This is a genomic window from Brevibacterium sp. 1718, assembly GCF_051131255.1.
Taxonomy (GTDB): domain Bacteria; phylum Actinomycetota; class Actinomycetes; order Actinomycetales; family Brevibacteriaceae; genus Brevibacterium; species Brevibacterium sediminis.
Genome location: NZ_CP186550.1, coordinates 2290965 through 2303311 on the forward strand (window position 1 = coordinate 2290965; position 12347 = coordinate 2303311).

12 protein-coding genes are annotated in these 12347 nt (G+C 64.8%); 6 read left to right on the top strand and 6 right to left on the bottom strand.

What is annotated here, in order from left to right; all coding sequences use genetic code 11:
* Positions 1-38: 38 nt before the first annotated feature.
* From ACOZ9V_RS10350 to hrcA, 3 genes are all read right to left on the bottom strand, one after another.
* Positions 39-800: a 16S rRNA (uracil(1498)-N(3))-methyltransferase gene (locus ACOZ9V_RS10350; protein ID WP_434589733.1), complete on the bottom strand. Its 762-nt coding sequence runs from the start codon at positions 798-800 to the stop codon at positions 39-41.
* Positions 797-1912, bottom strand: a complete 1116-nt coding sequence (gene dnaJ, locus ACOZ9V_RS10355; RefSeq protein WP_181270561.1) for a molecular chaperone DnaJ — start codon at positions 1910-1912, stop codon at positions 797-799. Before dnaJ ends, ACOZ9V_RS10350 begins: the two co-directional genes overlap by 4 nt.
* A 122-nt stretch (positions 1913-2034) precedes the next feature.
* Entirely contained in the window at positions 2035-3075 is a 1041-nt protein-coding gene (gene hrcA, locus ACOZ9V_RS10360) for a heat-inducible transcriptional repressor HrcA (protein ID WP_434589736.1), read from the bottom strand.
* A gap of 160 nt (positions 3076-3235) precedes the next feature.
* On the opposite strand from hrcA, the gene ACOZ9V_RS10365 reads away from it, so the two are divergent.
* From ACOZ9V_RS10365 to ACOZ9V_RS10375, 3 genes are all read left to right on the top strand, one after another.
* Entirely contained in the window at positions 3236-4099 is an 864-nt protein-coding gene (locus tag ACOZ9V_RS10365) for a DUF3097 family protein (protein WP_139908139.1), read from the top strand.
* Between the two features lie 151 nt (positions 4100-4250).
* The gene (locus tag ACOZ9V_RS10370; protein WP_181270563.1) at positions 4251-4925 is read left to right on the top strand and encodes a DUF4870 domain-containing protein; all 675 of its coding nucleotides are present in this window, start codon (positions 4251-4253) and stop codon (positions 4923-4925) included.
* 85 nt (positions 4926-5010) lie between these two features.
* Entirely contained in the window at positions 5011-5850 is an 840-nt protein-coding gene (locus ACOZ9V_RS10375; protein ID WP_434589741.1) for a DUF4870 domain-containing protein, read from the top strand.
* 87 nt (positions 5851-5937) lie between these two features.
* On the opposite strand, the gene hemW is transcribed toward ACOZ9V_RS10375, so the two are convergent.
* Together hemW and lepA are read right to left on the bottom strand one after the other, a co-directional pair.
* Positions 5938-7167, bottom strand: coding sequence for a radical SAM family heme chaperone HemW (gene hemW / locus ACOZ9V_RS10380; RefSeq protein ID WP_434589744.1), 1230 nt, complete (start codon positions 7165-7167; stop codon positions 5938-5940).
* Positions 7168-9036: a translation elongation factor 4 gene (gene lepA / locus ACOZ9V_RS10385; RefSeq protein WP_101547210.1), complete on the bottom strand. Its 1869-nt coding sequence runs from the start codon at positions 9034-9036 to the stop codon at positions 7168-7170. It lies immediately after the preceding gene.
* 162 nt (positions 9037-9198) lie between these two features.
* Here lepA and ACOZ9V_RS10390 point away from each other — a divergent pair, with 162 nt between their 5' ends.
* From ACOZ9V_RS10390 to rpsT, 3 genes are all read left to right on the top strand, one after another.
* On the top strand, positions 9199-9963 hold the full coding sequence (locus ACOZ9V_RS10390; protein WP_434589748.1) for an endonuclease/exonuclease/phosphatase family protein: 765 nt from the start codon (positions 9199-9201) through the stop codon (positions 9961-9963).
* Positions 9964-10109: 146 nt separating this feature from the next.
* Positions 10110-10724, top strand: coding sequence for a type II toxin-antitoxin system PemK/MazF family toxin (locus tag ACOZ9V_RS10395; protein ID WP_181270567.1), 615 nt, complete (start codon positions 10110-10112; stop codon positions 10722-10724).
* 245 nt (positions 10725-10969) lie between these two features.
* Positions 10970-11230 (top strand): 30S ribosomal protein S20, encoded by a 261-nt coding sequence (rpsT, locus tag ACOZ9V_RS10400; protein WP_139467376.1) that lies wholly within the window; start codon positions 10970-10972, stop codon positions 11228-11230.
* Between the two features lie 130 nt (positions 11231-11360).
* Here the strand turns inward: rpsT and holA are convergent, their stop codons facing one another.
* Entirely contained in the window at positions 11361-12344 is a 984-nt protein-coding gene (gene holA, locus ACOZ9V_RS10405; protein WP_172169784.1) for a DNA polymerase III subunit delta, read from the bottom strand.
* Positions 12345-12347 lie beyond the last annotated feature (3 nt).

Genomic DNA, 12347 nt, shown 5'->3' on the forward strand with positions numbered 1-12347 from the left:
GGCAGCGCCTGAGTGTGCTTCCATCCTAGTCCGATGCCTCACCAACGGCCCAATGAATTCTGGGCCAGGACGAGGCCGGCGGGTCCCGCCGATGAGGAGCGCAGGATCGTCGGTCCCAGCAGCACCGGGGTTGCTCCGCGGCCGGTCAGGGCGGCGAGTTCGCCGTCGCTGATGCCGCCCTCGGGGCCGACGACGAAGACGATGCGCTCCGGCGGCTGTGCCAAGTCGTTCGCGATCAGGTCGTCCAGCGCTTCGGAGAGCCTGCGCTGAGCGGCCTCGTGGAGGACGAAGACCGCATCGGCGTCGTCGAGGGTCTTGGCCAGGGCGGCTCCGCGGACGAGGTCGTGGAGGATGGGAAATCGTGCTCGTCTGGCCTGCAGGGAGGCCGCTCCGAGGAGGTTATCCCATTTCGCGGCCATCTTCTCCCGCTTCTTGGCCGGCCAGTCGGCGATCGAGCGTTCAGCGGCCCAGGGAATGACGTCGTCGACGCCGATCTCCGTGGCTGTTTCGATGGCCTGCAGGTCCCGGTCGCCCTTGGCCAGGGCTTGGACGAGGACGAGGCGCGGGCCCGTGCGCTCCTCGACCGTCACCTCGGTGACATCGATCGTCAGCTCATTCGCCGAGGCGGCCGTGACGGTTCCGCGCGCACGTGTGCCTTCCCCGTCGACGATGTCGATTTCCTCGCCGGGACCGATCCGACGCACCCGCACCGCGTGCCCGGCCACGTCCTCACCGAAGGTGAGGGCGGACCCGACGACCGCCTCGGCGGCGGTGGCGGAGCGGAAGACGGGAAGACTCACCGACCGGCGAACCTCTCACGCATGCGGGAGAACATTCCGCGGTTCTCGGTCGAGATCTGGGCACGCGGTGTCTCTTCGCCGCGCAGTTCGGCGAGTTTCTCGAGCAGTTCACGCTGTTCGTCGTCGAGTTTGTCCGGGGTGAGGACGTCGACGGTGATGAGCATGTCGCCGCGGGTCTCCGAACGCAGGCGGGCGGCTCCGAGCCCGGGAAGTTTGACGATGGTGCCGGACTGGGTGCCGGCGGCGATGGTGAGGTCCTGAGTGCCGTCGAAGGTCTCGAACGGGATGGTCGCACCCAGGGTCGCTGCGGTCATCGGCACGGAGACGGCGGCCCGGAGGTTGTCGCCGTCGCGCTGGAAGACCTCGTGGCGGGTGACCATGACCTCGACGAAGAGGTCACCGGCGGGTCCGCCTCCGGGGCCGACTTCACCCTGGCTGCTCAGCTGGATGCGGGTGCCGTCGGAGACCCCGGCGGGGATCCGGATCTTCATGGTCCGCTGTTTGCGCACTCGTCCGTCGCCCTGGCAGTTGAGGCAGGGGTTCGGGATGACGGTGCCGAAGCCGTGGCAGGAGTTGCAGGTCTGGTTCGTGACCATCTGACCCAGCAGGGTCCGGGTCATGCGCTGGACGCTGCCGGCTCCGTGGCACAGCGAGCAGGTCTCGATCTTCGTGCCTTCCTGCGTGCCGGCGCCCGAACAGGTGTCGCAGACGACTGCAGTGGTGACATCGAGGTCGACGGTGCCGCCGAAGGCCGCGGTCTTCAGGTCGATATTGACTCCGACGAGGGCATCCTTGCCGCGCTGGGTGCGCGGGATCGGACCCCCGGCCTGACCGCCGCCGCCGCCGAAGAAGGTCTCGAAGATGTCGCCGAATCCGCCGAATCCGCCGCCGGCCGGGAAGCCCTGACCGTTCTCGCCGCCGCCCATATCGTAGTTGCGGCGCTTCTCCGGGTCGGAGAGCACATCGTAGGCCAGTGAGATGGCCTTGAATTCGTCCTCGTGACCGGGATTGACGTCCGGGTGGTACTTGCGTGCCAGCTTCCGGTACGACGACTTGATCTCAGCCGCGGAAGCATCTTTGGACACTCCGAGTGTTTCATAGTGATCGGCCACAGAAACTTCTCTCTCCCTGACGTAGTGGTCTTCTCTGTTCGTGGTGGTGGCTGCGTCCTTGCGCGGTGCTCACCGGTGATGCGCTGCCCGCCTGCGGGTGCCCCTGGTCGATGTCAAGGGACCTACCCTCGATCGAGGATCGAGGACACGTATTTGGCGACGGCACGGACTGCCGAGATCGTCGTCGGATAGTCCATTCGGGTCGGGCCGAGCACTGCCAGTCTGGCCGAGGAACCCGCGTCATGACCATATTCGGCGGCGACGACGGAAGTCGAGCTGAATGATTCGTGAGTATTCTCACGCCCGATGCGCACGCTGATCTCCTCGGGGTCTTCTGCCATCGAGGTGAGCAGCCTGAGCAGGACGACCTGTTCTTCGAAGGCTTCGAGGATCGGGGCCATCTTCTCTCCGAATTCGCTTCCGGAGCGGGCGAGGTTCGCGGTGCCGGCCATGATGATGCGCTCTTCACGCGTCGCGGCCACGAGGTCGACGACGGCGGCTCTGACCTGTTTGAGCCCGGAGTCGTCACGAGCGGTCGGCTCACTCGATTCGGTGGCGGTCGCCTCGGCGGCGGGGGCCGATCCGAAGACCTGCGCGAGTGTGCGTCCGGCGAATTCGGCGTTGATCTGATCGCGCAGTCCGCGGACGGCGTCTTCGTCGAGCGGGCTCGGGGTGATCACGGTCTTCTGCTCGACCTGGCCGGCATCGGTGATGAGGACGACGAGGATCCGGCCGGGCCCGAGACCGACGATCTCGATGTGCTTGATGCGCGCCCGCGACACCGTCGGGTATTGGATGAGCGCGACCTGTCGGGTGAGGCCGGAGAGGACGCGGACGGTGCGGTCGAGCATCTCGTCGAGATCGACGTCGCCGTCGATGAGCTGGAAGATCGCGCGCCGCTCGGCGGTGGTCAGCGGTTTGAACTCGTCGATCCGGTCGACGAACATCCGGTAGCCGAGGTCGGTGGGGATCCGTCCGGCAGAGGTGTGGGGCTGGGCGATATAGCCCTCTTGTTCGAGCGCGGCCATATCGTTGCGGATCGTGGCGGGAGAGACGCCGAGGGTGTGGCGCTGGACGATCGCCTTCGATCCCACGGGTTCGTTGGTGGCGACGAAGTCCTCGATGATGGCGCGCAGCACCTGTGCACGTCTGCTGTCGTTCATCGCGGATCTCCTCTCCGTCTCGCCGATCCATCGCGGTCCAGTGCCTGCGCTTGGCACTCTGTGAGTCTGAGTGCCAATTCTACGCCTCTCGTTCCCGGAATTCATTTCAGGGGTGGCCTGCGGGTCTGCACGCCTGCGGGACCGTCCTTGATTATGGTGGGTGCCCGTGAATGCTTTTGATCGATATGGTCCCGATGTGCTCTCCGGTTCCTCCCCGTCGTCGCACCGCCCGAAGAAGTCCCGTCAGGTCGAGCTCGGCCTGGGCATGGTTCTCGAGGATGCGATGAGCGGCTATGTCGGCGCTGTCGTCGGCGCTGAGAAGACCACGGCCGGTGTCGTCGTCAAGCTCGAAGATCGCGTCGGCAAGGTACGTGCCTTTCCCCTGGGGCCGGGCTTCCTCCTCGAGGGCCAGCCCGTCGATGTGCAGCTGCCGAAGAAGAAGGCGCAGCAGCCCGGACGGACGGCCTCGGGGTCTCGCGCCGTGGTCGGAGCGAAGGCTCGGGTGGCTCGTGGGTCGCGGATCTGGGTCGAGGGCAAGCACGACGCCGAACTCGTCGAGAAGATCTGGGGCGATGATCTGCGCATCGAAGGCGTCGTCGTCGAACCCCTGGGCGGTCTCGATGATGTCGCCGACAAGCTCGAGGCCTTCGGTCCGGATCGGGACCATCGAGTCGGTGTCCTCGCCGACCATCTGGTGAGTGGGACGAAGGAATCGAAGATCGCCGAGGCGGTCCGTGCCGATCCGCGCTACCGCGATGTCGTCCACATCATCGGTCACCCGTACGTCGATATCTGGCAGGCGGTGAAACCCCATGTCGTCGGCATCCGCGAATGGCCGGTCGTCCCCCGCGGTGAGGATTGGAAGACGGGAATACTGCGTCGCATCGGATGGCCGCACGCCGACCATCGGGATGTTGCCCGCGGGTGGGTGCGCATCCTCGGGAAGGTGAGCACCATCGCCGACGTCGAACCGACGCTGTCGGGTCGCGTCGAGGAGCTCATCGACTTCGTCACCGTCGGGTGAGAGTCGTCGGTGGTGCGGCGCGGTGGAGCGTCATGGTCACGCGGAGCTGTCGGCGTGTGCCGAATCTGTCACAGGAGTGAGGCTTTCCCGACATCCTCGGGACACCTGGCTCGGCTAGGGTGAATGGCAAGCACTCTTCGAAAGGATCCCCATGTCGTACCACCCCGAGCAGCCGGGCAGCCGACCGATGCCGCCGAACTACTCCCAGGCCTCCGGTTCGCAGCAGCCCTACGCGCCGCAGGGCCAGCAGTATTCGCAGCCGCAGACGCACAGCGGTCAGCCGGGCTACGGTGGGCAGTCGGGGTATGGTTCGCAGCAGGCGTACGGCGCTCAGCCGAACTACGGGCGCCAGCCGGGATACGGCGCACAGCCGGGATACGGTATGCCGCAGATGCACAACCCGGCGATGTTCGACTCCCGCTCCCTGCCTGAGCAGGCCTACGGACCCGGCTCCGAGCGGTTCTGGATGGCCCACGAACCCGACCGGACCACGGCATTGTGGACCCACCTCGGCTCGCTCATCTTCGGCTTCATGCCGCTCATCATGTTCCTTGTGAAGAAGGACGGATCGCCGTTCGTCCGCGAGCACTCACGTCAGGGTCTCAACGCGATGATCACGAACACGATCGTCACCTTCGGTGCGCTCTTCGTCTTCGGCTTCGTCGGTTTCATCCTGGCACTGGTGACCTTCGGGATCGGCATCATCGTCATGTATGCGGCGCTCATCGTTCCGCTCGTCTACTGCGTCTTCTACATCATCGCGGCCGTCGCAGCGAACAAGGGTGAGGGGTATAAGTTCCCGCTCACCATCAATTTCGTGAAGTGACCATTCCCGCTCACCCCGGATTCTCTGGGGCTGCCCGGACTCTCTGGGTTAGTGTGGAGTGATCGCACACTCTGAAGGGACTCTCATGTCGGACAACCCGCAGCAGCCGAACAACGGACAGTCACAGCCGATGCCTCCGAACTATTCCCCGCAGTCGGGCTCGCAGCAGCCGTACACCCAGCAGCCACAGCAGGGTTCGCAGCCGCAGCAGAGCGGTCCGGCCCAGTACGGCTCCCAGCCGCAGACCCCTCAGCAGGGATCGCAGCCGGGCTATGGCTCGCAACCCCAACCCGGGTACGGCTCCCAGCCGCAGAATCCGGCCTCCGGATCTCAGCAGCAGAACCCTCAGCAGCAGTATGGTTCCCAACCGGGCTACGGTTCGCAGCAGGCAGGCGGCGCCCAGCAGCCGTACGGTTCTCAGCAGCCCTACAGCGCTCCGCAGGGACACCCTCAGCCCGGTTACGGATTCCAGGGAGCATCGTCGGCGCAGTCGGCTGCCGCAGGAGTGCCCATGGGGGCCGAACTGCCGGATGCGGCCTACGGCCCGAATTCGCTCGGATTCTGGAATGCAGATCAGAGTGAACGGACGACCGCACTGTGGTCGCACCTCGCTCACGCCGCCACCTATGTCGTCGGTGTCGGCTGGATCGTCACGCTCATCCTCTTCATCATCAACAAGGACAAGTCGCCGTTCCTCCGCCATCATGGCGCACAGTCGCTGAATCTGCTGATCATCGGCGTCATCGCGGCGTTCGGCATCGGGCTGATCGGCGGAATCCTCACGATCGTCGGCATCGGCTTCCTCATCCTCCTGCTCCTGCCGGTGCTCTCGATCTACATGATCGTCATCGAGATCATCGCCGGCATGGCAGCCAACCGCGGTGAAGGCTACCGCATTCCGATGACGCCGAACTGGATCAAGTGATCTGACGTCCAGTGAGAGCCTCACCCCGGCAGATTCGCTGAACAGCTCGCCCCGCCACTCGTTCCCGAATGGCGGGGCGAGACTCATTCACACGTATTCGGTGAGGATGCGCACCATATAGTCGGCCATGAGTCGTCCCTGCAGAGTCGGCTGGAACCAGCCGGTCGCGGCACCATCGGCGTCGAGCAGTCCCTGCCTGACGAAAGTCCTGATCGCCTGTTCGCTGCCCGGGGCCAGAGAATCGAGACGCAGCTCGCGGTCGATCCTGGCCGCCAGCATGATCCGTTCGATCTCCCGAGTCTGAACGTCGAGGACCTCACGACCGATCGCCGGGGACTCCCCCGCCAACAGCCGATCGGCCCAGGCACGGGGGTGTTTGGCATTCCAGAACCGCACACCTCCGACGTGTGAGTGGGCCCCGGGCCCGAATCCCCACCAGTCGGCATTGCGCCAATAGGCCATATTGTGCTCACAGCGGGTCTCGAGACCGGTCGACCAATTGCTCACTTCGTACCAGTGCAGACCAGCAGCGGAGATCGCTGCGTCGGCGATCTCGTACTTGTCGGCCAGGTCATCCTCATCAGGCATCGGTAGTTCGCCACGGCGAACCATCGCGCCCATCTTCGTTCCCGGTTCGACGATGAGGGAATATGCCGAGATGTGATCGACCTCGTTGGACAGGGCCACGTCGAGAGAGCGACGCCAATCGTCGATCGACTCCCCCGGGGTGCCGTAGATGAGGTCGAGGCTGAGCTCGAGGTCGGCGTCCTTGACCCAGCGGGCCACCTCGGGGATCTTCTCCGGATCGTGGGTGCGGTCCAAGGTCGCGAGCACGTGCGGCACGGCCGACTGCATGCCCATGGAGATGCGGTTGAAACCGGCTCCGGCCAGGGTCGCGATGTAGGCGGGGTCCAAGGTGTCGGGGTTGGCTTCGGTGGTGACTTCGACATTCCCGGCCAGGCGGAAGCGGGCACGGACATCGTCCATCACCCCGGCGAGCACATCCGCTGCGAGCAAGGTCGGGGTGCCCCCGCCGAAGAAGATCGTCGAGACCTCACGGTCGCCGGCCCCCGCCTCGGCGAGGGTGGACACGGACAGATCGAGCTCACGGGCGAGATTGCTGCGGTAGTCCTCGCGGGACGCGCCCGGGCCGAGGTCGTCGGCGGTGTAGGTGTTGAAGTCGCAGTAGCCGCAGCGGACCCGGCAGTACGGGACGTGGATGTAGAGGCTCAGCCCCCGCTCGGCGGCCCCGATCCCCACCGATGTCGGCAGCGAACCGTCGCGCGGAGGGACCTCACCGGTCGGTTGTGCGGGCACTTACTTCTTGCTGTCCTTCGTCTCCGGCTCATCGGAGGACAGGGCCGCGATGAACGCTTCCTGCGGAACCTCGACGGTGCCGACCATCTTCATCCGCTTCTTGCCTTCTTTCTGCTTCTCGAGCAGTTTGCGCTTACGGCTGATGTCGCCGCCGTAGCACTTCGAAAGGACGTCCTTGCGGATGGCGCGGATCGTTTCGCGGGCGATGATGCGTGAGCCGATGGCCGCCTGGATGGGCACCTCGAACTGCTGACGCGGGATGAGCTTGCGCAGCTTCCCGGCCATCGCCACACCGTAGGAGTAGGCGTTGTCGCGGTGGACGATCGCGGAGAACGCATCGACCTGGTCGCCGTGCAGCAGGATGTCGACCTTGACGAGGTCGGAAGCGTCCTGACCGTCGTCGGAGTAGTCGAGGGAGGCGTAGCCCTTCGTCCGGGACTTCAGCTGGTCGAAGAAGTCGAAGACGATCTCCGCCAGCGGCAGGCGATAGCGGATCTCCACACGGTCCGAGGACAGATAGTCCATGCCCTGGAGTTTGCCGCGGCGATCCTGGCACAGTTCCATGACCGCGCCGATGTAGTCGCTGGGGGTGAGGATCGTGGCCTGCACCATCGGCTCCCGGACTTCCTTGATCTTGCCCGTCGGGTACTCGCTCGGGTTCGTCACCACGGTCTCCGAACCGTCTTCCATGGTCACGTCGTAGATCACGGACGGGGCGGTGGAGATGAGGTCGAGATCGAACTCCCGTTCCAGGCGGTCGCGCAGGACTTCGAGGTGGAGGAGACCGAGGAATCCGCAGCGGAAGCCGAAGCCCAGCGCCGTCGAGGTCTCGGGTTCGTAGGCGAGAGAGGCGTCGTTGAGTTTGAGTTTGTCCAGCGCGTCGCGCAGCACCGGGTAGTCGGACCCATCGATCGGGAAGAGTCCGGAGAACACCATCGGCTTGGGTTCGCGATAGCCGCCGAGGGCCTCTGTCGCGGGACCCGCAGCGGCGGTGACGGTGTCACCGACCTTCGACAGGCGCACATCCTTGACACCGGTGATGAGGTAGCCGACCTCGCCGACTCCCAGTCCCTTCGTCGCCTTGGGCTCAGGCATGGAAGCGCCGATCTCCAGCAGCTCATGGGTGGTTCCGGTCGACATCATCTCGATCTTCTCGCGTGGGGACAGAGAGCCGTCGATGACGCGGACATATGTGACCACACCGCGGTAGGTGTCGTAGACGGAGTCGAAGATCATCGCGCGGGCCGGGGCATCGGCATCGCCGACGGGCGCTGGGATATCGGTGATGATGCGGTCGAGGACCTCCTCGACGCCTTCGCCCGTCTTGCCGGACACGAGCAGGCAGTCCTCGGGTTCGCAGCCGATGAGGTTGGCGAGCTCTTCCGCGTACTTCTCCGGCTGTGCAGCCGGCAGGTCGATCTTGTTGAGCACGGGGATGATCGTCAGATCGTTCTCCATGGCCAGGTACAGGTTGGCCAACGTCTGGGCTTCGATGCCTTGAGCGGAGTCGACGAGCAGCAGGGCGCCCTCGCAGGCGGCCAGGGACCGCGAGACCTCGTAGCTGAAGTCGACGTGCCCGGGAGTGTCGATCATGTTGAGCGCGTACGGGGTGTCCTCGTGCTCCCACGGCATGCGGACAGCCTGGGATTTGATGGTGATTCCGCGTTCGCGTTCGATGTCCATCCGGTCGAGGTACTGGGCACGCATATCGCGGTTCTCGACGACGCCGGTCATCTGGAGCATGCGGTCGGCCAGGGTCGATTTGCCATGGTCGATATGAGCGATGATGCAGAAATTGCGAATCAGCTCGGGTGAGGTGGCAGACGGTGAGATCCGCTTTGCAGCTTCCTTATTCACCTGAGGTGACATGAACGCCCTTTCTTTGACAGACCAGGTCCCCAGACAGACCGGATCCCCCATTGTTTCATGACTTGCGCGCGGACCTGGAATCCACGGGCGTGCACGTCGTGATCGTCCGGATCTTTCGCGATTCGCCCCCGCCGAACGGTGCCGATCGGGGAAGATGGTCTCATGAGCGAATTCCGGGTCATGAGCTTCAACCTCCGCTATCCCGCGATGGACGGTCATCCGGTGGCCGAGCGGCTGCCCATCGCCGCCGATCTCATCCGGCGTGCACGTCCGCACCTCATCGGCACCCAGGAGGGCGAACTCGACCAGCTCGAGACGCTCATCAGCCTGCTGCCCGAGGAGTACATCTGGCTCGGAGAGGGCCACTCCGGCGGCAACTCCGGCGAGTTCACAGCCGTGATCCTCGATTCGAAGCGCTTCGATGTGGAAGCCGTGGACATCAGCTGGCTGTCCGAACAGCCCGACACCGTGGCCTCGGAATCGTGGGGAGTCTCGCATGCGCGCACCCTGACGACGGTCGATGTCCGCGACTTCGAATCCGACCGGCGTCTGCGTGTGCTCAACACCCACCTCGATCACAAGTCCGAGCGCGCCCGTCTCGAGTCCGGTCGGATCATGGCTGAGACCATCGCCGAGGCGGCCCATCCCTGCGTGGTCACCGGCGACTTCAACGTCGCCACCGGCTCCCCGGTCTACGACTTCTTCTGTACTGAGCTCGGCCTCACCGACACCGCGGCCGAGGTTCCCGGTGAGGACATCGGCACCTTCCACCGCTACAAGGGTCCGAAGGCAGGCGAGCCGCGCATCGACTGGATCCTCACAACACCGGGCCTGCGCACACTGTCCACGCGCATCGACACGTTCGAGGTCGACGGGAATTACCCTTCCGACCATTTCCCCGTCGAGGCGGTCCTCGAATTCTCGTGACCGTGACGGCTCGTTCGCCCGTCCGGATCGGCTCGTTCGCCCGATCATTACGGTTCGTTTGCCCGTCTGGGTCGGCTCGTTCGCTTGACTGGGTCGGCACACAGTTCTTTGCAGCCTGTGCCAGCCTGCTCGTTTAGGCTGGACATATGAATTGGAGATCACTGGTCAATCGAGCCGCGAGAATCGGTGTCCGCGAAGGGCTGCGCTACCTGCGCCAATCGCAGTCGAAGAAGAACTCCGGAGGCGCATCGCAGCCAACGGAGGCCCGCCGGCCGAATCCGGCACGGTCCGGCGGTGGAGGTGCCGCCTCGGCGGGTTCTGCCGATCGTTCCGACTCGGACGGCCAGGGCGGATCCGGTGCATATCCCGGCGATTACACGGGCACGATCACGGTCAGCTACTCCCCCGACCTCGACGGCGACGCCGATCCGGGCGAAGTCGTCTGGGGGTGGGTCCCCTTCGAGGAGGACCACTCGCAAGGCAAGGATCGACCGTCCCTCGTCGTCGGACGTGACGGCCGATGGGTGCTCGCGCTCATGCTCACCAGCAAGGATCACATCCCCGGCGGCGTCGGCGAGGTCCGGCAGGACCGGCACGCGAAGTGGATGAACATCGGCACCGGGGATTGGGATTCGCAGGGTCGGCCCTCGGAGCTCCGCCTCGATCGCATCATCCGGCTCGATCCCGATTCGATCCGCAGGGAAGGCGCGATCATGCCCCGCGACGTCTTCGACCGGGTGGCCGGGCACATCTCCGGCTGAGTCCCGGCAGACCGACCGAGCGAAGCCTGCATCTTCCCTGCGCTGCTGGGCGCGCAGGGATTTCCAGCCCGGGACGAGAGCCTGTATCATAGGTAATTGTGTCTTCATCAAGGCGTGTGTCTCGCCGAGGTCGGGTGAAGACGCCGTCGGATTCGATGTCGTCGATGTGTTTCCCCGCGGAGATGATCATGTCGGTTCGATGCGCCCTCACGACCATGTACCACTAACACGAAAGAGTGTTGAAATTGGCTAATATCAAGTCCCAGATCAAGCGGATCAAGACCAACGAGAAGGCTCGTCAGCGCAACAAGGCTGTCCGGTCCGAGGTTCGGTCGTACGTCCGCGTCGTTCGCGAGAACATTGCTGCCGGCAACAAGGAAGAGGCACAGCAGGCTTATGCTGTGGCTGCCCGCAAGCTCGACAAGGCTGTTTCGAAGGGTGTTCTGCACAAGAACAACGCTGCGAACCGCAAGTCGCGCCTGGCCACGCAGATCAACGCTCTCTGAGCGCACGACTGAGGCTATAGCTTCACGGGGTCCGAACCACACGGTTCGGACCCCGTTCTCTTCCCCTATTGCTACCTGACGGCGGCCCAGCAACCTCGCGCGAGGTTGTTGGGCCGCCGTCAGGTAGTAATTAGCGGAGGCGGGCTAGGCGGGCGACTTCTGAGACGAACCATTCGACGGCGTAGACGGGGTCACGTCCACCGCCCTTGACTGCCGCATCGGCCTCGGCTGCGGCGATGAGCGACTGGCCGAGCGCCACCTCGTTCCACCGCCTCACCTCCCGGCGGGCCCGGTCGACCTGCCACGGAGCCATCTTCAGCTCGGAGGCCAGCTCGCCGCTGGTGCCGGAGAACCCCTGCACCTTCGCCATACCGCGCAGCTTCATCGCAACTGCCGCTACCAGCGGGACCGGATCGGACCCGGTCGACAGGGCATGCCTGAGCAGGCTGAGCGCGTTCTTCGCGTCTCCGGCGACTGCCGCATCGGCGACTTTGAAGCCGGTGGCTTCGACCCGTCCGCCGTAGTACTGGTCGACGACCTCGGCGGTGATCGTGCCTTCGGTGTCTTCGATGAGCTGGTCGACTCCGGCATTGAGTTCGGCGAGATCAGAGCCCAGCGCCGACATGAGCGCGGCCATCCCAGCCTCGTCGATGCGCCGCTTCGCGGTCTTGAACCGAGTCTGCGCGAACTTCGCCCGATCGCTTTCGTTCTTCAGCACCGCCGCGTCGATTCGCGGGAAGCCGGCGGAGTCGAGTTTCTTGATGAGCTTCGCTCCCCGGTTGCCGCCGGCGTGCAGCAGCACCACGACGGCGTCATCGTTCGGAGCGTCCAAATAGGCCAAAGCGTCACCCAGGAAGTCCTCCGAGCACTTCTCGACGGCATCGACGACGATGAGCTTCGAGGACGAGAACAGAGACGGTGAAGCCGCCATCGCCAACTCGCCGGCCTGGTATCCCGCTGCGTCGAATTCGATCTCTTCGGGATCCTGTTTCCGTGCGGCCGATACGATGCGGTCCTTGGCCATGCGCACAAGCACCGATTCGCCACCGGAGATCATGACGACAGGTGCCGGTTTCGCCGAGCTCCACGGGATCAGGGTCTTCTTCACTGCCATGGA